This window comes from Bradyrhizobium nanningense (assembly GCF_004114535.1).
Lineage (GTDB): Bacteria > Pseudomonadota > Alphaproteobacteria > Rhizobiales > Xanthobacteraceae > Bradyrhizobium > Bradyrhizobium nanningense.
The window spans coordinates 19,903-40,729 of record NZ_LBJC01000080.1 but is presented as its reverse complement, the minus strand read 5'-3'; the positions used below and the strand labels follow the sequence as shown (position 1 = coordinate 40,729).

Genomic DNA, 20,827 nt, shown 5'->3' with positions numbered 1-20,827 from the left:
GAGCGGCCGCTCCCCCGCCTCGCGCAGCCTCATCCCGTCTTCGTCCCGGTGATGACGGCCAGTGCCTCGACGAGGCTATCGAGATCGGCCTCGTCGGTAAAGAGCGACGGCGTCACACGGATGCATTGGCCCTTGGCGACGCCGGCCCGGCGCACCGTCATGATCTTGTGGCCGTCGCGGAGCTTCACCACGATGGCCTCATTGTCGGCCTTGCTGGTCTTGCAGGCGAGGCGAAATGAGGTGATCGCGCCGTAAGAGCCGGCCTCGTCCGGCGTCAGAATCTCGATGTCCTTGAATCCGCGGGCGCGGCTCACCCAATAGTCGCGCAAATGGCGCAGGCGGGCCTGCTTTGCCGCGGCGCCGATCTGCTGATGCAGCGCCAGGGCCGTCGGCACCGTCAGCACCGTGGCGAAATTGACCGTGCCGGTATGAACCCGCGAGCGGATGTCGCTCTCCGCAAAATCCTCGTCGCCCATGTCGCGGTCGATGGCGGCGAGGCGGTCCTTCCTGATGTAGAGGAAGCCCAGGCCGAGTGGCGCGCCGATCCATTTGTGCAGATTGAAGCCGACGAAATCGGTCTCGAGCTCACTCACCCGGAAGTCGATCTGCCCCCAGGAATGCGCAGCGTCGACAATGGTGTCGATGCCTTTGGCCTTCGCCATGCGGGCGATCTCGGCGATCGGCATCACGAGGCCGGTGCGGTGGCTGACATGGGTCAGCAGCAGAAGTCTCGTCTTCGGGTTGGCCTCGATGGCGCGGGCATAGGCGTCGAGCACCGCCTGGCGGGTGGCAGGCTCCGGCACGTCGAACTTGACCACGTCGACGCCGCGGCGCGCGCGAAGCGCATTCATCGCATACTGCATCGAATCATAGTCGAGATCGGCATAGAGCACGCCGTCGCCGGGCTTCAGCCTGTTGTAGCCGCCGATGAGGAGCTGCAGCGCTTCGGTCGCGCCGCGGGTGAGCGCGATTTCCTCCATCGCCGCGCCGACCGCGTCCGCCACCCTGGCGCGCACGGAATCGAAATCCGCGCCCGCGCGCTGCCGCGCGTAATAGGTGTTCTGATAGTTGATCATGTCGGACTGGCGGATGAACTCGCGCCTCACCGGCTCGGCCATGATGCCCCAATAGCCGTTCTCGAAATTGACGACATCGGCCGTCACGGCATAGAGCCGCTTCACGTCCGCCCAATAGGCCTTGTCGGTGGCGGTTGCGACGGCCGAACCGGCCGGCGGCGCAACAAGCCCCTCGGCCGCCATCACCGGCGCCGCAAGCGGCGCCACAGCTGCGGCCGCAAGGCCCTTCAGGATCGACCGGCGGTCAGACGAAAGGGTCTCAGTCAAATGCATATCAGCCTCCACGACGCGCGGCGAAAGGAACAGCGATCCATAGAGCGCGAATGACAAAGCGGTGACAATTCGATGATGCCGGGCCGTGCACGCGTGCTCATGGCGTAACCGGCTCGCCGGCGCGTTGGGCCGGCCGAAGCGCCGCAACTCTCACGATGTCACCACAAGGCAGCGTTGGCGGCCTGCTGGTAGATCATCGCGGCGACGAGGGAGAGCAGCAGGCCCGCGCCTGCTGGTTCGCGTCACACGGGATATTACCCTCGCCAGTGCAGCCATCATCGCCCGCTCCGAACAGAGCCGCGCGGGAGCGAGGCCCTGGTTCATCTAGCGTCATTGACCAGGTTTACGTGTGAAGCAGATTACAGGTGAGCTTGCCAGCTGAGCGGCAGGTGCGCCATCACAATTGACAACAAGACGCCGCGCTGCCCGGAGCGCGGTTATCGTTGAGCTGCGGATTGCGCGGGCCCCGGCTTCTTCCGTTTAGAAACCGGGGCCCTTCACGTTCAATGCATATGGCCAATGAGATAAATGCCGCCGCCGACGACCAGGATGGCGGGCACGGCCCACAGAATCAATACGGGCATTTTTCCTCTCCTCCAATCAGCTGCTCCCGAGAACGCAACGGGAAAAAAGGACAAACGTTCCGCCGCGAACGGAACGGGCAGGTGGATGGCGAGTTCATCGCAGCGCCGCATACAGCGGCGAGGGAGAATGCGATGAAGAAATTCATGCTGATATCGGCCGCCGCCCTGCTGGTCTCGACCAGCGCGATGGCGCAGACCACCGTCACGACAACGACCGGCGCCGGGCATGGTGCTGCCATACAAATCGAACCGGAATATCGCACCAAGATCCGGTCCTACGTCACCGAGCACAAGATCCGTCCTGTCGAGACGCGCGAGAAGATCGTGGTCGGCTCGCCAGTGCCGCGCTACGTCGAACTCGCGACCGTTCCGAGCGACTGGGGTCCTTCGCTTACCAAGTACCGCTACGTCTATTCGGGCAGCCACGTGATGCTGGTCGATCCCGAGACCCGAATGGTCGTCCAGGAGGTCGACTAACGCCGCCGCGGCGGGCCGTGGAGGAGCGGCCCGCCGCGTTATCGCACCTTATTCCCGCCGCGGTCCCACCTGATGCCCATCATCCGATACTTCCTGTTTGCAGGCGCATTCGCTGTGGCGCTGCTGTTCGCACTCGATCGCTCGCTGCCGCCGCTCGCCGAAATCTCTACAGACCCCGGTGTCGATCGCAGCATCATTCGCATCCACTCCGCGCGCGCTTGGCCTGAAAATATCATCTTCGACACGTCCACTCAGATCGCGATCGCGGCCTCCTCGCCCCTGCTTGCTACCGAGCGGCAAGAGGATCAGGCCAACCGCGCGTTTGCGATGGCGCCGCACAAGCCAGAGACCAGGATCACACCTCCATCTCAGCCGAGCGCCGTTCCGGCAAAGAGCTTCCGTTCGAAGCGAACAGCGCGTACAGCCCCTTCAAGGCGGCTCTACGAGCGTCAGGTGATGGTCGGAGCATTCTGAGATTTGCTTGACCTCTACCGCGGCGCACTGCGTGCATTGCTGCAAGCGTCCGGCCCAGATGAACATTGAATGAACGAACGAATGCGGTGCGCGGCCCTCTCCCGCCGCAGAACTCGCCATGAGCAGCAATCAATGCGTCAGCGTTTCCGACACAAGGAACGTTTGCGCGATTGCCAATTTATCCCGGGCCCGATTTGGCAATTTGGTTTTTGAAAACCCTGGAGGAGAACGACATGCGGATTCTGAAGCTTTCTGCGGCTGCGGCCGCGCTGCTCGCCGGCACGGCACTCGCGGTTGCGCAATCGAGCTCGACGGTTGGCACCAGCGGTTCGTCGGCGGGCGGTGGCACCAGCAGCTCGACGGTTGGCACCGGCGGCTCTTCCGCTGGCGGCAGCGGGTCAGGCTCCGCCTCGACGCTCGGCACCGGCGGCTCGTCGGCAGGCGGCGGCACCAGCAGCTCGACCGTGGGCACGGGCGGCTCGGCGGCCGGTAGCGGCACCGGCAGCGGCTCGGCCTCGACGCTCGGTACTGGTGGCTCATCGGCCGGCGGCGGCAAGAGCTCGTCTAGCGTCGGCACCGGCGGATCGGCCGCAGGCAGCGGCTCGACGGTTGGTCAGTCGGGCGCGTCGAAGTCACCCGGCATGGGCGACGGCAAGTCCGGCAGCCATGCCAGCGACATGGGCCTGGAAAAGGGCAAGGGTCACCACAAGGACGAGTGGAAGAAGGACAAGGATTGATGCCTCGGGAAGGAGCGGCAGCAATGCCGCTCCTTCCCCTTTGTCGGTGGAGAACTCGCATGAACAGATCAATCGTTGCGATCGCAGCGTTGGCATTGATTGCCGGCGCGGCGCAGGCGGCAACCATGGAAAAGACCGGCAAGACAGCGTCGGGTGAGACCTGCAAGGTCACCGTCGAGAAGCACGCGGACGGCAGCATCAGCGCGGCCGGAGCGTCGGGTTCGGGCACGACTGGATCGACGGCGTCGAGCGGTTCGCTGTCGAGCTCGAGCTCGGCCGGCGGATCGTCAGTGCATGTGCAGGCGGGCGGCGGCAGTGTCTCGAGCTCCTCGTCGACAGCGGGCGGTCCTGGCACCACCCGTGCCAGCACCATCACCGTCAACGGCTGCACGATCTCGACGTCGTCCCCCTAAGATTCATCGAGAGGATGGAAACATGAAAACCTTGCTTACGACCTCGGCGGTCGCAGTTCTGCTGGCTGCCACCTCACCTGTTCTCGCACAGAAAAGTATCACCGGCGGAAGCGCCGGCTCGGCCGCAGTAGGCGGCACGTCGGCCTCGACGGTCGGCACCGGTGGCACGTCCACCTCGGCGACGGGCAGCACCGGCTCGTCGATCGCGACCGGTGGCAGCGCCGCTGCCGTGAACGGCAAGACCCAGACCGGCGTCAGCATGAACAAGGGCAACGGGCCGGTGTTGAATTCCAACGCCCGCGCGCAAGCCCATGAGGGCGGCACGTTCAGCCGCTCGCATACGCGCACCCAGGTCAAGGCCGGCGAAGAGGTCGGTTCGACCACCAAGACGATGTCGCACGTGCCGGGCTCGAAGCCGACCATGTCGACCACATCGACGACCTCGCGCTGACCTCACGACCTGCTGCCCGGCTTGCCCGGGCAGCTCTTTTTTGGATCCGATTCAGTCGGCGCTCAGGCTGTGGCTGATCCGGGTGACGAGATGGTCCCATTGCCGCTTCTCGGCCGCGGGATAGTTGATCAGCACGCAGTGCACGTAACCTCGCGAAAAATTGCAGCGGTCGTACCAGATCTTGTCGCGCTTGATGCTGGAGACCACGAAGAAATTCGGCGCGATCCGTTTATAGATGATTCCGGGCGGCGGATCCTTCCTGGCCAGGAATTGAGCCGGCGAAAGATGCTGCCGGTTGGAAACAGCCTGGACGGTGAGATCGGCCCAGCCGTCGGAGGTGCGAAATTGCTGGCCGTAGCCGTCGGGCTTGCCGGCTATCTCCGTGAAGACTGAGACGGGAACGTCGACCGAGGTTCCTGTCTCGGCAATCCGATAGGTCGTCCAGCTATCTGCTTTCGCGCCGGAGAGCGTGACAGACAGCGCAATGACGGCAGCAGCTATCGTCTTCATGTCGGCCTCATCATTTGCGCGGCGCCAGTTGCAGCTCCATCAGGGCGATCCGCTGCAAATTCGCGACGTTGCGCTCGCCCGCACCTGCCGTGCGCAGAATGGATTCCGCGAGCGCGTTGACGTGCGAAGCGTGCACGGGCTCCGGTAGTGTGGCAACGGCAGCTTTCAGGGCGGTCGTCATGATCTCGATCGCCTCGGGCGAAAATTCAGCGTTGGAAAAATTCTTCATCGTGTGCGTCGGCCCCTGGTGCGGGCCGTCGATCAACGCCAGGAAAAAGTGGAAGTTCCTGGATCGACGTGCGCCTAACTAGGCATCGAGCAGGCCGGCCGGCGGGCCGCCGCGCTACGTCACGGGCTGGTAGTGCGCGAGCGGCTCGCGTTCCTCGTCCTCGCGCGCGACGGTCTGCATTCTCACATGGCTGCCGATGACGAGGCCGGTGAGCGAGAGCATGAGCCCCAGCGCGAGCGGCGCGAACAGCGCCTCTTCCTGAAACAATCCGTTGAGCAGCACGACCATGACGCCGAAGCCGGCGAGACCCTGCGTCAGATAGCCCGACGAGGCGTAGAGACGCCAGGCCTTGAGAGCCGTCGCGAAATAGAAGGCCAGCGGCACGAAGGCGGCAATGCCCATCTGGTACAAGAGAACGCCGATCGCGCTCTCGACCGCGCCATCGATCGTTCCGGCCGCCTGCGCGGCGCTCCAGTCGATGGAAAAATAGCTCTCCGACAAGTTGCCACCGATGCCAAGGCCCCGGCCGAAAGGTCTCTGCACGAATCCGTCCAGACCGCCCATCAGCCCAATGACGTGATAGTCGCCGATCTGCAGTCCGAGGCGGATCGCCACAACCGCAAAGGCGATCATGCCGAGGAAGCCGAGCAACAACGTCACTACGGCGCCGAGCAGCCCGGTCGCGATCCAGGCCGCGACCACGAAGATCACCACGATGATCGCGCCCTTCACGCTGCAAAGAACCAGCAGCGGCAACGCTGCGAGGGCCAGCAACGGGCGTCCCACCGAGAACAGGAACAGGGCGAGGAAACCGATCCCGTAAGCGAAGCTGATCGGGTGCATGTTCGGACCGTTGATGCGCAGCAGCTTCGACAGGCCGAACCCTTCGAGCAAGGGTGTGTTCAGAAAGTCGAAGCTGAAGCGGTCCTTGAGGTCGACGGGCACGTTACCGGTGGCCCTCATCTGGGCTTCCCAGACACCCGAATGCGTCGCCTTGAGCTCGTCGAAACCCCAGAACGTATAGCTGTTGGTGATGGCAAGCCAAACATCGCGGAAGACGAGCTCGACGTACCCGCACAGGATGAGGATGACCGCGAGCGTCACCAGGAACGGCGTGATCCGCACCTCGTAGGTCGCCGCCGTCAGCAGCGACAGCTGGAACAGGAACAGCGGCAGCACGATGTTGCGCAGATAGACGGCCGCCGGCTGCCCGTCCTGGATGAAGCCGATCGCGAAATACACCGACACCACGGCGAGGGTGACGACACCCCAGCGCATGATCCGGTTCACTTCAGTCGACTGATTCCTCTGGCCCAGCACGTAAAGGCCGAACGTCGCCAGCCACATGACGGAACAGACGAGAAAATTATAGCCCTTGATGAAGTCGAGATCGGACGGCAGCGGCACCAGCGGCGACAGGATCGAGACGAACAGATTCTGGAAGAACAGAACGAAGATCGCGATCGCCGGCGCATAGGTCGGGACCGCCACGACGATGGCGATGCCGACTAGGACCTCGACCGCAATCGCGAGTGCCGGATTCGCCAGATGCAGGACCGGCGCGAAACCGATCGTTGCGATGGCGATGCAGAATGTCGCGGCGAGCTCGCGCCAGGCCGGCGGCCATGGCCCGGCCGGCACGGCCTGAACCTGCGGTAAGTCGGCGGCGCTCATCAATCGTCCTTTGGCATCGCGCTTCAGGCACGATAGCGGGGCGATGTGTAAGGATTCGTTAACGATAGCGGAACGCCCGCGGTCAGTGCCGGCCGGGCCGGGTCGGGCCGAGCAGCGCCCGCATCACGTCGGGATCGGGCCTGCCGGTGCTGCGGTCGACGAGGCCAAAGCCCTGCGCCAATTCCCAATGCGCCCAGCCCCAACAATGCTCCCTGGCATAAGCGGTGACTTCGGCCAGCCAGCGCAACCGGCTTTCCCGGGGCGCGCCGGCTTTCAACACGCCGAATTCGTTGACGATGATCGGCCGCGCGAATTGCTGCTGCCATTGCAGCGCGGGCGCGAGCCAGCGATCGGCCGTCGGCTTGTCCCTGGCGGCGGCGATCGCGACGTCGAGCAGGCCGAGCGCCTTGGTCGCGCCCCTCGCCTGCAAATCCTGGCGCATCGCCCGAACCTTGGGATCGCCGGCGTCGATCGGATAAGGCAGATCGATGATGTCGTGCAGCGGATCCTGAGCATCCCAATGGGCCTGATGGGTGAACACCATTGGATCATAGAAGTGGATGGCGTAGACGACGTCCGGGTCCTGCAGCGGACGAAACCGCGGCAGCGAGTCCGCGCGCTGCCAATTGACCGGACCGACGATGAGAGTGGTGGCGGGAAGCAATTTGCGTACGAAAGCGGCGAGCGCCTCGACCTCCGTCTGCCATTTGTCGGCGTCGATATCCGGCTCGTTGAGCAGCTCGGCGAAGACGCGATTCGCTGGATAAGATCGAATGACATCCGCAAGGCCGCTCCAGGCCTCCTGCATTTCCTGCAGCGCCGCGTCCGGATCCTCCTTGTGCAGGCGGTTGAAGCGTTCGCGGGGATGAAGATCGACGGAGGTCGAATAACCGAGCGCGGTGAGCTGCTTCAGCGCCTTGTCGAGCACACCCAGCGTCGCGTCGCGCTCGGTCTTCGATGCGAAACGAGGCATCACGCGCTCGGCCGGCACCGGCAAGCGGACATGGCTCATTCCCGCCCTGCCCAATTGCTGCAGCAATTCGCGGCTCGGCACCTCGCCGTTGATCCAGCCGTCGGCATTGAAGCCGCGAGACAGTGCGGCAAGCCTTGCCGGCGCGACGGTGTGCGGGACGGGTACGCAAGCGTCGGCAAGGACCGGGGGACCGCACGAGATCGACACGAGCATCGCCGCGGCCAGCAGACGACGGCGCGAGCCAGTCATCGTGAAACCGCAAGCCCCAATGCGCCCTCGGGCTGCGGCGCCTGCGCGCCCGCGGGCGCATGATTGACGACGAGCCCCGTCGGCACGGTCTCGTAGCGCGACAGCGCCGCGGTTACCCGGCGCATCGCCGCCGAGCCGAGCTCGCCGGCGCGCGCCACCAGCACGATCAGATCCGCATGCACCGCCAGCGCGATGGCATCGGGCTGCAGGGCGAGATTGCCGGCATGAACGATGATCAGATCGAACTCGGAACGGATATCGTCCTCAGGTCGCGCATCGGCCTTGCGGCCGGCGCTCAGCAGCTCGTCGATCGACTGAAGTCCCGCGGTGGTCGAGCCGTCATTCCATTCGGTCACCGGAGGCTGGTGACCTGCGAATTCCCCCTGCAGCCGGATCAAGACGCTCATCATGCCGCGGTTCACGGCGGCGCGATTCATCGCGCGCGCAACGGTGTTGCCGCCGGCGCTCTTGCCGACCGACAACACGAGAGCGACCTTGCAACCGCGCACCGGTACGCGATCGATCCGCTCGAGCAGCGGCCGCAGATAGACGCCGAGATCGAGCTCGGCCGAGGTCGCAATCGGTCTTTGCCAGACGGTGTTGGTCGCGGTCCCCGACGCCAGATCGGGGATGCGGGCCCAGACAGGAAGCCGCGGCATCGCCTCGGGCCGGCTTACGGCGGCGGCCGGAGGTTGGACGTGAGGCTGAACTTGCGGCTGGACTTGCGGCTGGACTTGGGACCGGTCATGCCGGCCTTGTGTGTTCCCCACCGCGACATGTACGGGAGCTTCGGTGGGCGCAGACTGGTCGGATAGGCTCGCCATCGCCGCAACGACGGCGGTCGACGTCAGCAGCGAGCCGATCGCCAGCGCCGCCAGCAGCAGCGCGAGCGGCGGACGCGTCGAGCGCAGCGGCGGAATGGCGGGTGACGCGATCTTGGTCTGCGACGCCTGCAGCTGACGCTGCTCGTTGGTGGTCTTGAACCTCGACAGGAACTGCTCGTAGATGTTCCGGTTGGCATCGGCATCGCGCTGCAGCTCCTGCAGCTTCACCAGCGCCTGCCCGTCGACCAGCATCTGCGTCTCGACCGCCTTGAGCTGCTTTTCCAGCGCGTTCTGCTGCTCCAGCTGGGCTTCATATTCGGACTTGGCGGTATCGATGTTCTTCTTCCGCTCGACCTCGATCTGCCGGTTGATGTCAGCCAATTGGCTGTAGGAGATAGCGAGGTCGGGATGGCGGTCGCCGTACACCGCCTTCTTCTGCGCGATCTGGTCATTCAGGGCCGAGCGCTGCGCCCGCAGCATGCTCAACAGGTCCTGCTTCACCGGCCCTTCGACGTTGGCCTTGAGATCGCGTTGCACCTGCTCGTAGCGCGCCTTGGCTTCCTCGGTGCGAAGACGCGCGGCGGAGACCTGCTGATTGAGATCGGTCACCCGCAATTGCTGGGTGGTGGAATCCTTGCCGGCATTGAGGATCTTGTGCTCGAGCCGGAAGGCGGCAACGGCATCTTCCGAGGCGCGCAGCCGCTCGTTCAACGTCTTCAGCCGGTCCTTGAGCCAGTCGGCGGCCTCGTCCGTCGCCGCGGTGCGGGCGCGGCCCTGGCTGGCGACGAACGCCTCGGCGATGGCGTTGGCGTAGGAGGCGGCCCGTTCGGGGCGGTTCGAGGTGAAGGAAATCGCAATGACGTAAGTGAGCCCGCGGCGCGTGATCTCGAGGCGGCTGCGGAATTTTTCGAGCAGGCGCGTCATGTCGGTCTGACCGCCCGAGATGTCATCGTCATCAGCGATCTTGAGCTGCTCGATCAGGGGGCGGAGAAAGCCGTCCGATTTGGCGATCTCGATCTGGCTCTGCAGCGCCGCGGCATCCTGGCCGATGCCCGGCAAGACGTCCTGCTCCGTGGTGATGCGCAGCTCCCGGGGGTCGAGCACGACCAGGGCCGTCGCGGCATACCGGACCGGCAGAACCATCAGGACGATGACGCCCAAGGCGAACAGTGCCAGCGCCAACGTCAGAATGCGCCGGCCGTTCTCGCGCAGGAAAGAGAGTGCTCCGGAGACGGTCAGCGATCCCCTGATCAGCCCGGGGCCGGCGCCGTCGGGCCGCGTGCTCGCAGCCCGCGGCGCTTCCCACGAAGCCGCAGGCTCCGTCGGGGCGATGCTTCGCGGAGATGCGCGGCTACCGAACGCCATGGGGTTGAACTCGAAATCAACTGACAGTCACAATTCAGAGGCTTTCGACACCGTAAATAGCCATGGTTAACCCGCGGTTACGGCCGGCGCGAAGCCGTCATGGCGCGCGGCTTGGCCGTGCCCGCGACCAGGGCCGCCCTGGGTGTGGCCGGACGCGCGGGCTCGACATCGCCAAGCAGGCAGGACCGCAGGGCTTCGATCTCCGGGCAATCGGCGGTACCGAGCGGAGCGATCAGGAAGCCGCGCTCCAGAGGCTCGCATTTGTAGCCCGGGTAACGCTGCACCCGGTCCGAGATTACGACATCGACCTTGCCTTCGAGCAGCTCGTGCAGCCCCGCCGGTTGGCTGATGCGAATGGCGAGCTGTGGCTGGGCGCGGCGGAATTGCGCCAGACGCGCCCGCAAGCCGTCGACGGCAAAGCTTGCGTGCAGCCCGATATGCAGCAGACTTGTGACGCCCTCAGGCTTGAGCTCGGCAGTGGCCTCGGCAAGGCAGCGAAACGCCTTTCGGACCTGCGCCAGATAGGTTTCGCCGGCCGAGGTCAGAATGACCTGCCGCGTCCGCCGCTCGAACAGCTGCACACCGAGCCGCTCCTCCAGCAGGCGGACCTGCTGGCTGACTGCGCCGGCGGTGACATGCAGCTCATGGGCGGCCTGCTTGAAGCTGAGATGGCGGGCCGCCGCCTCGAAGGCACGCAGGGCATTGAGTGGCGGCAGCAGATACGTCATGGCCGGCTCCGGGCGATGCGGGGGGACCGGCAGGATGCATGAGTTTTGCTCGCGCGACAAAAGAGAAATCCTGCTTTGTCGCCGGTGACGGCGGGCGATACCCCGGGGCCGACCTTTGCGCAGCCCGAGGAAACCCGCCGCAGTGCCGCCTAAAAAACCGTCGATCGAAAATTCGTATTCGTGGATTCGCCTCGCCGTCTCCATCGCCCTCAGCACGCTGGGCTGTGTCGGCATGTGGTCGCTGGTCGTGGCGTTGCCGGCGGTGCAAGCCGATTTCAATGCGCCCCGCGCCGCGGCGGCCCTGCCCTACACATTCGCCATCGTCGGCTTCATGGTCGGCGGCATCATGGTCGGCCGCCTGGCGGATCGCTTCGGCATCCTGCCGCCGCTGGCCGGCGGCACGATCCTGATGAGCCTCGGCTATGTCCTCACCGCCTTTGCGCCGAGCCTGCCAATGTTCGCGATGATCTCAGGCGTCACGATCGGCCTCGGCGGCGCAGCGAGCTTCGCGCCCCTGGTGGCCGACGTCTCCTTGTGGTTCGACAGGCACCGCGGCCTTGCCATTGCCCTGGCAACGGCCGGCAGCTCTCTCGCCGGCGTGATCTGGCCACCTGTCGTTCAGCATGCCATCGCCGCGCACGGCTGGCGGCAGGCCCATATCGGCATCGGACTGTTCTGCTTGGTAACAATGCTACCGCTCTCTCTGGTTCTGCTGCGGCGGCCGGTCGCCGACGCGGCTGCGCGCGAAGCGACGAAGAGCGGCGACACGATGCAGGCTATCGGCCTGCCCCCTTCCGTCACCCAGGGCCTGCTGGCCTTGGCCGGCATCTGTTGCTGCGTCACCATGGCGATGCCGCAGGTCCATCTGGTCGCCTATTGCGGCGACCTCGGCTACGGCTCTGCGCGCGGCGCCGAGATGCTGGCGGTCATGCTCGGCTTCGGGGTGGCGAGCCGCCTGATCTTCGGCTGGGTGTTGAACCGCATCGGAGGCCTGCCGACGCTGCTGCTGGGCTCGGCGATGCAGGCCGTGGCGCTCGCGCTCTATCTGCCGTTCAATGGGCTGGTCTCACTTTACGTCGTGTCCGCTGTGTTCGGCCTGGCGCAGGGCGGCATCGTGCCGAGCTATGCCGTGATCGTCCGCGAGCTGTTTCCGGCACAGGAAGCCGGCTTTCGCGTCAGCCTCGCCATCTCGGTCACGCTCGCGGGCATGGCGATGGGCGGCTGGATGGCCGGCGCGATCTACGACTGGACCGGCTCCTACGCCTCGGCGCTGGTCAACGGCATTGCCTGGAACATCGTCAACATGGCGATCGCGGCCTGGCTGCTGCAGCGCCAGCGCCGACATGTCGTCGGTGCCTGTGTCGCGCTCAGCTGATGTTCAGCAGGATTCGTCCTGAGGTGCCGCTGCGCATCAGGTCCAACGCGTCGTTGACGTCGTCGAGGGCGAACTGGTGGGTCACGATGCCGCGGTAGCTCACCTTGCCGGCGTCGCTCAGGCGGACGAGACGCGGGATGTCGCGCGCCGGCTGGCATTGCCCGCCTTCCGAGCCCTTCAGCACCTTCTCGAAGTGGAGCGGCAGCGTGTAGATCTCGGCCTTCTCGCGGGGAACGCCGACGAGGATGCAGCGGCCCTTCTTCGCGGTGATCTCGTAGGCAAGCTCGATCAAATTCTTGACGCCGGTGGTCTCGACGACCTTGTCGGGTCCGTCGGCACCGGTGATGGACCGAACCTCGGCGGCCACATCCTTGACCGCTTCGGAGTTGATGGTGTGGGTGGCGCCGAACTGCCTCGCCATTTCGAGCTTGTTGTCGAGGCGGTCGATCGCAATGACGGGATAGGCGCCGACCATCGCGGCAAATTGCACGATGTTCAATCCGACGCCGCCGACGCCGAACACGACGACGGCCTCGCCGATGGCGATTTGCGCGTCGTTGTTGACGACGCCGAGCGCGGTCGTCACGGCGCAGCCGAGCAGCGGCGCGCTGGTGCGATCGATCGAGGCCGGAACCGGCGTGACGCGATTCTCCGACACCACGGCATATTCGTTGAAGGTGGTGACCCAGCCGGCATTGAGGCGCTTGCCGCGCCAGGAATAGACCGGCGTGTTGGACTGGATGCCCTTGCCCGGCCGCCAATGCATGACGACGGTGTCGCCCTGCTTGCAGGAGACGACGCCGGGTCCGGTTTCGACGATCGTCGCCAGCGCCTCATGCCCCAACAGGTGCGGCAGGAACTTGTCGACGCCTTTGACGGCGTCGATCTCGTTGATCTGCGCGCCGCAGATGCTCGACGTGTGCACGTGCGCGAGCACCTGGCCGTGTTCGAGCCTATCCGGCAAATTGAACTCGTCGACGATCAGCGGCTTGCCCGACTCGACGAGAATGGCCGCCTTGGCAGTCTTGATGTCCATGAGGAGCGCGCCCGATCACTCGAAATAGATGAATTCGTAATCGCCGGTGTAACCGAGCTTGCCGTACAGCCAGATCCATTCCGAGGTGTGCAGGATGGATTCCGCCGTCAGCGCCCAGCATTCGAGATTGTGCAATTCGGCGACGGTCCGGTAACCCTCGACCATGACGTATTTGTTCTTGCCGACCCGCTCGATCTCCTTGAGCGCCGCCTCGAGCTCGTACAGTCGCAGATTGTGTAGGGTGCCGAGCGAGATGACGAGGTCGAAGCTGTCGTCGCCATAGGGATAGATGTCCTGGGCGCGATAGTTGAACAGATACGGCCTCACCTGCTCGTGCGAATTGGCAAGACCGTGCTTGGAGATATCGAAGCCGACGACCTTCAAGCCCGGCAGGATCTTCTGCATCTCGTACAGCAGAAAGCCCTTGCCGCAGCCGACGTCGAGCACGCTGGAGCCGTCCTTCAGGCCATAGGTCTCGATCAGCGCCTTGGCGACTGGCGCCCAGCGCCCCTCGATGAAGCGGTAACCGCCATAGCCGAAGCGGCGGTCGCCATCCCAATAATCGGCCTCGTATTCCCGCGCCTTCAGCGAGCAGCCGATCTTGTCGTCGTTCATGCGGGCCATGTAGTCGCGCTTGGTCGCCGTATGCAGTGGCGTCACGATATTCAGGAGTCGTCCCATTTAACCCTCGGTTTCCAACGCGCGCTGAGATCGTCTTGACCGGGAGCCCTGAGTCGCGACTTGCGAATCGCTTTATCATCTGCGGTCGAGATCATCATTGCTTCAGATCAATGATGGGGGAAATCCGGCGACCGCGCCGTCAACAACCCGGCCTCGGTCTGTCGCCGGCAGTGACACGGAGACGCATGGAACGACAATGCGACGCGGGATATCGATCCTGGCGCCCGTCGGAGCGGCTCCGATCGGCCTCTCAGTTCCCTTCAGGCCTCGCCAAGCGTGTTCCGGCAGGCTAACTCACGAGAGCGGCTCAGAGGGCGGCATCGTCACCGGAACGCCTCGTCGCCCTTCGTCATTGACTCTCGTCGGGCACGACAATGGAGACAGCCATGAAGAACATCAGTGTCGGCCAGATCGTCCTGTTGGTTGCTCTCGGAGCCATGTTGATCCTCACGGGCGTGTGGGGATTTTCAGTCTGGGAATCCAGCAGCGGCGTCGAAATGGGCAAGCACGGCTGGATCGCGCTTGGCCTCGGAGCTTTCTTCTCCCTGCTCATCGGCTGCGGGCTGATGGCGCTGATGTTCTTCAGCAGCCGCAGCGGTCACGATGATGTCGCCGATCCCTTCCGGCGTCGGGACAGCGAGGACAGATAGAGCGCGGCCAGCGTTCTATTGCACCTCGATATTCGCGTCCTTGACCAGCTTGCGCCAGCGCTCCTCCTCCTGCCCAACATAGCGATCGAGCTCTTCCGGTGAGCTGCCGACCATGATGAGGCCTTCGTTCGCCTCCAATTTCTTGAAAGCACCGGACTGCACCGCCTTTGCGATCGCCTGATTCAGACGGGCGATCACTGGAGCAGGGGTCCTGGCCGGAGCGTACAATCCGTACCAGGACTCGGCGGCGTAGCCGGGAACCCCGGCTTCGGCAACGGTCGGCAACTGCGGAAACGCCGCCGAACGCTCGGCCGATGTGACGGCCAGCGCCCGGAGCTGACCTGCAGCCACCAGCGAGGCCGCGCTCGCCACGGTGGTGAACATCACGTCGATCTGTCCGCCCAAGAGATCGCTGATCGCAGGCGCCGCGCCCTTGTAGGGCACCGCCGTCATCTTGACCTTCGCCATCGCATTGAACAACTCGCCCGCGAGATGAGCCGAGGTGCCGGTGCCGAACGTGCCGAAATTCAGCTTGCCGGGATTGGCCTTGGCTTCAGTGATCAAATCGGAGATCGAGTTGATCTTGGATGCGGGATTGACGACGACGATGTTGAAAGATCGCGCGATCAGCGAGACCGCCGCAAAATCCTTGTGCGGATCGAACGGCAGCTTGTTGTACAGGCTCGGGTTGACCGCGTGCGCGAAGGTCGCCATCAGCAGCGAATAGCCGTCGGGCTCGCTGGTCGCCACCGTCTGGGTTCCGATGATGGTCCCGGCGCCCGGCTTGTTCTCGATGATGACGGACTTGCCGAGGTCCGCCTGGATTTCCTGTGCCGTCGTTCGCGCGATGATGTCGGTCCCGCCGCCGGCTGCGAACGGCACCACGATCTTGACGATTTTTTCGGGATATTCGGCGCGCGCCGGCGTCACTCCGAGCGCCGCGACGACCGCACAGGCGAGGATGCCGAGATCGAGCCATCGTCGCAGGGCGAAGCCCTTTCCGCGAGCGCCGTCGTGATCGATGATTTCGCCACTGGCCATCTGGAGCTCCATCCCATTCTGTTCAGACATTGAGAACAACCAATCCGTCTGCTGCCTTCACGCCCTTGCCCGCCGGCAGCACGAAGACCGGGTTGATCTCGGCCTCCGCGAGACGATCGCCGAGCTGCGCAACCATGCGCGAGAAAGCGACGACCGCTTCTGCGAGCGCTTCGACATCGCATTTCGGCCGGCCCCGAAAACCGTCCAGCAGCGGCCAGGTGACGAGATCGCGCGCCATCGCGCGGGCCTCTGCCAGGCTGAGGCCGCCATTCGGCGGCAGCAGGCGCATCGTCGTGTCCTTGAACAGTTCGGCCGCAACGCCGCCCATGCCGAGAAGGATCGCCGTTCCCAGGGGATCGCGATGCATTCCGAGAATGATTTCGACACCGCCTGAAATCATCTCCTGCACCAGGAATTGGCCGGGTCGCTTCCCGGTCCTGGCCTCGACCTCATCCGCCATCGCCGTCAGGCGGCCGCCGATCGTCTCGGCGGTCTGGTTGACGGCGACGCCGCCGACATCGCTCTTATGCGTAATCTCGCGCGAGAGGATCTTGAGCACGACCCGGCCACCGAGGCCGCGCGCCGCCTGTTCGGCCTCGCTCGCCGTTGCGACCACCTTCTCCGCAGCGACAGGAATGCCAAAGCGGGCGAACAGCGTCTTGGCCTGTGCCTCATCCAGCGATCCCGCCGGGACGTCGCTGACATCGACCGCAGTCAGGGGCGAGCCGGATGTCTGGACCTGCTCCGGCAGTCCAGCCCGCAACAGCCCGTCGAGCGCAGCCGTGCAGCTCTCGGCGGACGTGTAAGCGGGCACGCCGCGCCTTGTGAGCACGGAGACCACCTCGGGCGCGTAGGGACTGACATAGGCAATGACCGGCTTGTCGCTGAGCGGCAGGCAGTCGTGGATGGCGTCGGCCATCAGGGCCGGCGATCCCACGGCTGACGAGCCGGCAATGACCACCAGCGCATCGTAGGAGGGACTTGCCAGCAGGACGCGAATGGCGGCGCGCAGCAAATCCGGCTGCAGGCCGGCCAGGGTCACGTCGACCGGGTTGCGATCGAGATTGGCATGCGACCCCGACTGGAGGCTGCGCAATTGCGCGGCTGTCTCAGTGTCGGGAGCGGGGGTTGCAAAGCCCGCGACGCCGAGACTGTCCGATACGATCGTGCCGGCGCCGCCGGTCGAGGTGAGGATCGCAACACGCCGGCCGGAAAGTTTTCGTCCCGCGCCAAGGGCTGCGGGAATGTCGAGCAGGTCTTCGAACGTCCTGGCGCGGATCACGCCGAGTTGCCTGAACAAGGCGTCATACATGCGGTCCGAACCGGCCAGCGCGCCGGTGTGCGAGACGGCCGCCTGTGCACCCGCCTCCGATCGACCGATCTTGAAGGCGACGATGGGTTTGCCGGCGCGGCGCGCCCTGATGACCGCCTCGCGAAAGCGAAGCGGATTGCGGATCGCCTCGATGTAGAGTGCAATGACTTTGGTCGCATCGTCTTCGGCGAGGAAGTCGATGAAGTCGGAGAGCTCGAGGTCGGCTTCGTTGCTGGTCGACACCAGCTTCGAGAGCCCGACCCCGCGCGCCGCGGCGCGCGACAGCACGGCGCCGAGAATGCCCCCACTTTGCGAGATCAGCCCCGTGGCCCCCGCCGCGAAGTGATCCATCGCCAGCGCGCCCGACGCCGACAGCACGATATTGTCCGTGAGATTGACGAGGCCGATCGTGTTCGGCCCGAGGATCCGCATCGAGCCCGCGGCTTCCATGAGCTGCCGCTGGCGCGCGGCACCTTCTGCTCCGGTCTCGGTGAAGCCGCTGGCAAGAACGATCGCCGCGGCAGCCCCCCGCTCGGACAATTCGCGGACCGCGATGTGCGCGCGCTCGGCGCCGAGCAGGACAAGGCCGACGTCAGGTACCTCAGGCAGCGAGGCGATGTCGGCGTAGCACTTAAAGTCGCCGATCTCCCCGACCTTCGGGTTAACCGGATAGATCGCACCCGCAAAGCCATGCTTCTGGAGATAAGACACCGGCCGCCCCGACGTCTTGCTCGGGTCCGCGGAAGCGCCGATGACGGCGATGCTGCGCGGCCGGACCAGGCGTTCAATCGCGTTCATCGCTCATTCCTTCGACGAGGATTGCGCAAGGAACGCCGTCACCGCGTCGCGATGCTCCGCGCTGGTGTAGCAGATGGCCTGCGCCTGGCTGCCGAGATTGAAAATGTCGTGCGCGGAATGCTCGAAGGCTTCATTGAGGATCTTCTTGCTCAGCGCGAGAGCCGTGGGTGATCCCTGAGCCAGTTCGGCTGCCCAGGCCTGCGCGGCCGGCAGCAGCTCGGTCGCGGCCACCTTGCGATCGACGATGCCGAGCCCGAGCGCTTCGTCGGCCTCGACGACGCGGCCGCTGAAGATCAGCTCCTTGGCCTTCGCAAGCCCAACCCGGCGCGGCAGCAAATACAGCCCGCCGCCATCAGGTATCAAGCCTCGCTTGATGTAGGACCAGGTGAATTTTGAGCGTTCCGTTGCCATGACGAAGTCGCAGGCCAGCGCGGTATCCGCACCAAGGCCCGCCGCGGCGCCGTTGACGGCGGCAATCGTCGGCTTCGGCAGCCCCAGCAGCAACGACTGCACGTGGTGCACGCCCTGCTGGCGGCTCCATCCGTTGAATGCGACCTCGCCCTGCGGCGCCGCGAGCCGGCGTTTCATGCCGCTGATGTCACCGCCGGCACAGAAGGCGGTGCCGCGCCCGGTCAGCACCAGGGCCTTGATCGCCTCGTCGCGAGCCACGGTGTCGAGCGCGCCGGCGAATTCGACGCGCATCTCGTCGCTCATGGCGTTGCGCCGTTCCGGTCGGTTGAAGGCGATCGTCGCGACACCGGCCTCGACGGAAAATTCGATGAGCTGATAGGACATGGCAGGCTCCGTGCGGGCTCTCGAATGCCGATTTCAGGCCGTGTCGCTTCCTCGTCGAGCCGTGCGCGGCCAAGCATTCTTCTTTGCCGTGGCTATAGCGCCTTGCACCCTCCGCAACATCCCCTTAATTCCACTGAGTGGAAATGTCGTGGGGAGGCTGGACGTGGCGCAGGCGCGCAGATATGCGGGCGGAGTTGACGGCAACCGCTCGCTCGAACGGGGCATCGAGATCCTCAGAGCCTTCCGGCCCGGCGTCGACACGCTCGGCAACGGCGAGATCGCGGAGCGATGCGGCTTGCCGCGATCGACGGTCAGCCGTCTGACACGAACGCTGGTCAGTTCCGGGATGCTCGACGAAGTCCGTCACCAGCGGGCCTACCGCCTTGCCGCGTCCGTCATCAGCATCGGTCACGCGATGCGGACGGGATCACCCGTGCTCAACGCCATCGGACCGACGATGCGGGCCGAATCGGCCAAGCGCCGGCTCAACGTCGGGTTAGCTACCGCGGATCGAACCATGATGGTTTATCTGGAATCGATCCGCTACAGCCCGCGCGCGGCGCTGCGCAACGTGGTCGCCGGCCAGCAGGTGCCGATGGAATTGACGTCGCTGGGCCGCGCCTACCTCGCCGGCATTGCAGAGACCGAGCGCGAGCGATTGCTGAAGCAGTTTAGGCGGCGCAGCGCAGCAGCCACCAAGGCGCTGCTTGCGGACGTCAGGAGATCGATCAGCTCCGTCGAGCGCGAGGGCTATTGTGCCGTGTCCTGGCAGCCCGCCGTTCTCGCCGTCGCAACGCCGATCGTGCTGGATGGGCTTCCGGTCTACGCACTCAACATGAGCCTGCAGAATGTCGACCGCTCCGATGCGCTGGCGAGCGAGATGGGCGCGTACCTCAACGCCTTTGCGGCCAAGTGCAAGGAGGTGCTGGCGGGCCGTGAACCCGAATGACGCGATGACCGACGAAGGGGGGCGCTACCGCATCTTCGTGGCACCTGCTGCTGTCGAGCGAAACATGAGAAAGCAAACGTCTTTGGTGGTTCTCGTTGCGGCCCTGCCGCTGCTGTCGGGATGCGGACAGCGGGTGCCGGAGGACAAGGCCGCCTTTGTCGGCGAATGGCACGCGCGGGCGATGGACGTCGAGCTGACCAAGGACGGGATCGTGCACTACAAGCGCGTCACGGACGGCACCGCGATCGGCGAGGTCACGACAACGATCAATGCGCCGCTGCGGCGGTTCGAAGGCGATAATTTCGTCGTCGGAATTCCGTTCCTGTCCACGACATTCGAGGTGTCCACGCCGCCTCACCAGGAGGCGGGGACATGGAAGATGGTCGTCGACGGCTTGGAGCTGACCCGCGCTCCCTAGCTTTGTGCTGGCATGCCGACGACCGGGCGCGATGCTTTGTGGTGGCGCCAAACGAGAGGCCTTCGATGGATGTCAGACGAAGGATGCCTCATCCCGCGCTTCGCGGCGTCGCGAAAATTGCCAGAGGCCTTGCCGAGGCGTTCTCTGACGACATGCGCATCCGTCAGGCGGATGAGCAGATCCCTGCGGCTGCCACCCAGATCGAGGTCCACGACTTTCACGGAGACGGCGTGGTGTTCGACGAAGCCGGCGTCAAGGTCACCGCGTTTGCGGTCGACCATGGTGACCCGATCAAGCCATCGGTGGGTTATCGGATCGACTATGGTGCACGATCTGTGAGGATTTCAGGCGACACCAAGTTCAACGAAAACCTGATCAGGCATGCGGCGGGAACGGATCTCTTGATCCACGAAGTTTTTGCGATGTCGGAGCAATTGGCAAAATTGCCGCAGCTCAAGCCGGTCGCGGCGCATCACACTTCGCCCGAGGAGGCCGGCACGGTTTTTTCGCGCGTCAAGCCAAAGCTCGCCGCTTATTCGCACATCGTTCTGCTCGGAACGGAATTGCGCGAGCTCTTGTCCAGGACACAAGGCACTTATCAAGGGCCGCTGGAGGCCGGAGAGGACCTCATGCGCTTCACGATCGGTGACCGCGTGGTCGCAACAAGATGGCAAGCTGAGCTTCGCAAGTACCCGGATTAGCTCGCGCTGCGCGACCGGCTTCGTCGGCTCGTGG

General features: G+C 64.9%; 23 protein-coding genes. 11 read left to right on the top strand and 12 right to left on the bottom strand.

All coding sequences use genetic code 11. The features are described 5' to 3' along the window. Positions 1-29: 29 nt before the first annotated feature. Complete coding sequence (locus XH84_RS36375) at positions 30-1,349, bottom strand: aminotransferase class V-fold PLP-dependent enzyme (protein ID WP_128919208.1); 1,320 nt, start codon at positions 1,347-1,349, stop codon at positions 30-32. 716 nt (positions 1,350-2,065) lie between these two features. Here XH84_RS36375 and XH84_RS36370 point away from each other — a divergent pair. The 5 genes from XH84_RS36370 to XH84_RS36350 all read left to right on the top strand — a co-directional run bounded on the left by XH84_RS36370 (position 2,066) and on the right by XH84_RS36350 (position 4,485). Next, positions 2,066-2,410: a DUF1236 domain-containing protein gene (locus tag XH84_RS36370; RefSeq protein WP_128919207.1), complete on the top strand. Its 345-nt coding sequence runs from the start codon at positions 2,066-2,068 to the stop codon at positions 2,408-2,410. Positions 2,411-2,482: 72 nt separating this feature from the next. Then, on the top strand, positions 2,483-2,884 hold the full coding sequence (locus tag XH84_RS36365) for a hypothetical protein (RefSeq protein WP_128919206.1): 402 nt from the start codon (positions 2,483-2,485) through the stop codon (positions 2,882-2,884). A gap of 233 nt (positions 2,885-3,117) precedes the next feature. Beyond that, complete coding sequence (locus tag XH84_RS36360; protein ID WP_128919205.1) at positions 3,118-3,621, top strand: hypothetical protein; 504 nt, start codon at positions 3,118-3,120, stop codon at positions 3,619-3,621. A 59-nt stretch (positions 3,622-3,680) separates the two neighbouring features. After that, positions 3,681-4,034 carry a hypothetical protein gene (locus XH84_RS36355; RefSeq protein WP_128919204.1) on the top strand — a complete coding sequence of 118 codons (354 nt, stop codon included), beginning with the start codon at positions 3,681-3,683 and terminating at the stop codon, positions 4,032-4,034. A gap of 22 nt (positions 4,035-4,056) precedes the next feature. Continuing rightward, positions 4,057-4,485, top strand: coding sequence for a hypothetical protein (locus XH84_RS36350; protein WP_128919203.1), 429 nt, complete (start codon positions 4,057-4,059; stop codon positions 4,483-4,485). A 51-nt stretch (positions 4,486-4,536) separates the two neighbouring features. On the opposite strand, the gene XH84_RS36345 is transcribed toward XH84_RS36350, so the two are convergent. Next, the gene (locus tag XH84_RS36345; protein ID WP_128919202.1) at positions 4,537-4,995 is read right to left on the bottom strand and encodes a hypothetical protein; all 459 of its coding nucleotides are present in this window, start codon (positions 4,993-4,995) and stop codon (positions 4,537-4,539) included. A gap of 10 nt (positions 4,996-5,005) precedes the next feature. Next, positions 5,006-5,176: a hypothetical protein gene (locus XH84_RS36340; protein ID WP_430642019.1), complete on the bottom strand. Its 171-nt coding sequence runs from the start codon at positions 5,174-5,176 to the stop codon at positions 5,006-5,008. Between XH84_RS36340 and XH84_RS41540 the strand changes: the two genes are divergently transcribed. Continuing rightward, complete coding sequence (locus XH84_RS41540; protein WP_283811990.1) at positions 5,175-5,306, top strand: hypothetical protein; 132 nt, start codon at positions 5,175-5,177, stop codon at positions 5,304-5,306. The two genes, XH84_RS36340 and XH84_RS41540, sit on opposite strands and share 2 nt — an antisense overlap. A 32-nt stretch (positions 5,307-5,338) precedes the next feature. Here the strand turns inward: XH84_RS41540 and XH84_RS36335 are convergent, their stop codons facing one another. From XH84_RS36335 to XH84_RS41535, 4 genes are all read right to left on the bottom strand, one after another. Continuing rightward, on the bottom strand, positions 5,339-6,898 hold the full coding sequence (locus tag XH84_RS36335) for a hypothetical protein (RefSeq protein ID WP_128919201.1): 1,560 nt from the start codon (positions 6,896-6,898) through the stop codon (positions 5,339-5,341). Between the two features lie 82 nt (positions 6,899-6,980). Further along, the gene (locus XH84_RS36330; protein WP_128919200.1) at positions 6,981-8,120 is read right to left on the bottom strand and encodes a glycoside hydrolase family 5 protein; all 1,140 of its coding nucleotides are present in this window, start codon (positions 8,118-8,120) and stop codon (positions 6,981-6,983) included. Continuing rightward, on the bottom strand, positions 8,117-10,309 hold the full coding sequence (locus tag XH84_RS36325; protein ID WP_128919199.1) for a GumC family protein: 2,193 nt from the start codon (positions 10,307-10,309) through the stop codon (positions 8,117-8,119). Before XH84_RS36325 ends, XH84_RS36330 begins: the two co-directional genes overlap by 4 nt. A gap of 77 nt (positions 10,310-10,386) precedes the next feature. Continuing rightward, entirely contained in the window at positions 10,387-11,037 is a 651-nt protein-coding gene (locus tag XH84_RS41535) for a LysR family transcriptional regulator (RefSeq protein WP_128919198.1), read from the bottom strand. A 142-nt stretch (positions 11,038-11,179) separates the two neighbouring features. Here XH84_RS41535 and XH84_RS36315 point away from each other — a divergent pair, with 142 nt between their 5' ends. Next, on the top strand, positions 11,180-12,412 hold the full coding sequence (locus tag XH84_RS36315; protein WP_128919197.1) for an MFS transporter: 1,233 nt from the start codon (positions 11,180-11,182) through the stop codon (positions 12,410-12,412). On the opposite strand, the gene XH84_RS36310 is transcribed toward XH84_RS36315, so the two are convergent. Together XH84_RS36310 and XH84_RS36305 are read right to left on the bottom strand one after the other, a co-directional pair. Next, entirely contained in the window at positions 12,405-13,448 is a 1,044-nt protein-coding gene (locus tag XH84_RS36310; protein ID WP_128919196.1) for a zinc-binding dehydrogenase, read from the bottom strand. The genes XH84_RS36315 and XH84_RS36310 overlap by 8 nt on opposite strands. 15 nt (positions 13,449-13,463) lie before the next feature. Further along, positions 13,464-14,129, bottom strand: coding sequence for a class I SAM-dependent methyltransferase (locus XH84_RS36305; protein ID WP_128919195.1), 666 nt, complete (start codon positions 14,127-14,129; stop codon positions 13,464-13,466). 386 nt (positions 14,130-14,515) lie between these two features. Here XH84_RS36305 and XH84_RS36300 point away from each other — a divergent pair, with 386 nt between their 5' ends. Next, the gene (locus XH84_RS36300) at positions 14,516-14,779 is read left to right on the top strand and encodes a hypothetical protein (RefSeq protein ID WP_128919194.1); all 264 of its coding nucleotides are present in this window, start codon (positions 14,516-14,518) and stop codon (positions 14,777-14,779) included. A gap of 15 nt (positions 14,780-14,794) precedes the next feature. Here the strand turns inward: XH84_RS36300 and XH84_RS36295 are convergent, their stop codons facing one another. From XH84_RS36295 to XH84_RS36285, 3 genes are read right to left on the bottom strand one after another with little or no spacing between them, the layout of a single operon-like run. Next, entirely contained in the window at positions 14,795-15,820 is a 1,026-nt protein-coding gene (locus tag XH84_RS36295; RefSeq protein ID WP_128919193.1) for a tripartite tricarboxylate transporter substrate binding protein, read from the bottom strand. Positions 15,821-15,842: 22 nt separating this feature from the next. Next, positions 15,843-17,930 carry an acetate--CoA ligase family protein gene (locus XH84_RS36290; RefSeq protein ID WP_128919192.1) on the bottom strand — a complete coding sequence of 696 codons (2,088 nt, stop codon included), beginning with the start codon at positions 17,928-17,930 and terminating at the stop codon, positions 15,843-15,845. 3 nt (positions 17,931-17,933) lie between these two features. Then, positions 17,934-18,725 carry an enoyl-CoA hydratase/isomerase family protein gene (locus tag XH84_RS36285; protein WP_128919191.1) on the bottom strand — a complete coding sequence of 264 codons (792 nt, stop codon included), beginning with the start codon at positions 18,723-18,725 and terminating at the stop codon, positions 17,934-17,936. 148 nt (positions 18,726-18,873) lie between these two features. On the opposite strand from XH84_RS36285, the gene XH84_RS36280 reads away from it, so the two are divergent. The 3 genes from XH84_RS36280 to XH84_RS36270 all read left to right on the top strand — a co-directional run bounded on the left by XH84_RS36280 (position 18,874) and on the right by XH84_RS36270 (position 20,793). Further along, positions 18,874-19,674, top strand: a complete 801-nt coding sequence (locus XH84_RS36280) for an IclR family transcriptional regulator (RefSeq protein WP_245471988.1) — start codon at positions 18,874-18,876, stop codon at positions 19,672-19,674. Between the two features lie 64 nt (positions 19,675-19,738). Then, complete coding sequence (locus tag XH84_RS36275; protein WP_128919190.1) at positions 19,739-20,092, top strand: hypothetical protein; 354 nt, start codon at positions 19,739-19,741, stop codon at positions 20,090-20,092. A 65-nt stretch (positions 20,093-20,157) separates the two neighbouring features. Then, a complete protein-coding gene (locus XH84_RS36270; protein ID WP_164936223.1) occupies positions 20,158-20,793 on the top strand; it encodes an MBL fold metallo-hydrolase in 636 nt (211 codons plus the stop codon). Positions 20,794-20,827: the final 34 nt, after the last annotated feature.

What these genes read in the sequence shown, in the direction of transcription:
- XH84_RS36300 (WP_128919194.1), top strand. Translation starts at nt 14,516, where the DNA reads ATGAAGAACATCAGTGTCGGCCAGATCGTCCTGTTGGTTGCTCTCGGA.
- XH84_RS41535 (WP_128919198.1), bottom strand. Translation starts at nt 11,037, where the DNA reads ATGACGTATCTGCTGCCGCCACTCAATGCCCTGCGTGCCTTCGAGGCG.
- XH84_RS36345 (WP_128919202.1), bottom strand. Translation starts at nt 4,995, where the DNA reads ATGAAGACGATAGCTGCTGCCGTCATTGCGCTGTCTGTCACGCTCTCC.
- XH84_RS36360 (WP_128919205.1), top strand. Translation starts at nt 3,118, where the DNA reads ATGCGGATTCTGAAGCTTTCTGCGGCTGCGGCCGCGCTGCTCGCCGGC.
- XH84_RS36290 (WP_128919192.1), bottom strand. Translation starts at nt 17,930, where the DNA reads ATGAACGCGATTGAACGCCTGGTCCGGCCGCGCAGCATCGCCGTCATC.
- XH84_RS36325 (WP_128919199.1), bottom strand. Translation starts at nt 10,309, where the DNA reads ATGGCGTTCGGTAGCCGCGCATCTCCGCGAAGCATCGCCCCGACGGAG.
- XH84_RS36305 (WP_128919195.1), bottom strand. Translation starts at nt 14,129, where the DNA reads ATGGGACGACTCCTGAATATCGTGACGCCACTGCATACGGCGACCAAG.
- XH84_RS36330 (WP_128919200.1), bottom strand. Translation starts at nt 8,120, where the DNA reads ATGACTGGCTCGCGCCGTCGTCTGCTGGCCGCGGCGATGCTCGTGTCG.
- XH84_RS36340 (WP_430642019.1), bottom strand. Translation starts at nt 5,176, where the DNA reads ATGACGACCGCCCTGAAAGCTGCCGTTGCCACACTACCGGAGCCCGTG.
- XH84_RS36310 (WP_128919196.1), bottom strand. Translation starts at nt 13,448, where the DNA reads ATGGACATCAAGACTGCCAAGGCGGCCATTCTCGTCGAGTCGGGCAAG.
- XH84_RS36285 (WP_128919191.1), bottom strand. Translation starts at nt 18,725, where the DNA reads ATGTCCTATCAGCTCATCGAATTTTCCGTCGAGGCCGGTGTCGCGACG.
- XH84_RS36350 (WP_128919203.1), top strand. Translation starts at nt 4,057, where the DNA reads ATGAAAACCTTGCTTACGACCTCGGCGGTCGCAGTTCTGCTGGCTGCC.
- XH84_RS36275 (WP_128919190.1), top strand. Translation starts at nt 19,739, where the DNA reads ATGAGAAAGCAAACGTCTTTGGTGGTTCTCGTTGCGGCCCTGCCGCTG.
- XH84_RS36355 (WP_128919204.1), top strand. Translation starts at nt 3,681, where the DNA reads ATGAACAGATCAATCGTTGCGATCGCAGCGTTGGCATTGATTGCCGGC.
- XH84_RS36375 (WP_128919208.1), bottom strand. Translation starts at nt 1,349, where the DNA reads ATGCATTTGACTGAGACCCTTTCGTCTGACCGCCGGTCGATCCTGAAG.
- XH84_RS36270 (WP_164936223.1), top strand. Translation starts at nt 20,158, where the DNA reads ATGGATGTCAGACGAAGGATGCCTCATCCCGCGCTTCGCGGCGTCGCG.
- XH84_RS36295 (WP_128919193.1), bottom strand. Translation starts at nt 15,820, where the DNA reads ATGGCCAGTGGCGAAATCATCGATCACGACGGCGCTCGCGGAAAGGGC.
- XH84_RS36370 (WP_128919207.1), top strand. Translation starts at nt 2,066, where the DNA reads ATGAAGAAATTCATGCTGATATCGGCCGCCGCCCTGCTGGTCTCGACC.
- XH84_RS36335 (WP_128919201.1), bottom strand. Translation starts at nt 6,898, where the DNA reads ATGAGCGCCGCCGACTTACCGCAGGTTCAGGCCGTGCCGGCCGGGCCA.
- XH84_RS36365 (WP_128919206.1), top strand. Translation starts at nt 2,483, where the DNA reads ATGCCCATCATCCGATACTTCCTGTTTGCAGGCGCATTCGCTGTGGCG.
- XH84_RS41540 (WP_283811990.1), top strand. Translation starts at nt 5,175, where the DNA reads ATGATCTCGATCGCCTCGGGCGAAAATTCAGCGTTGGAAAAATTCTTC.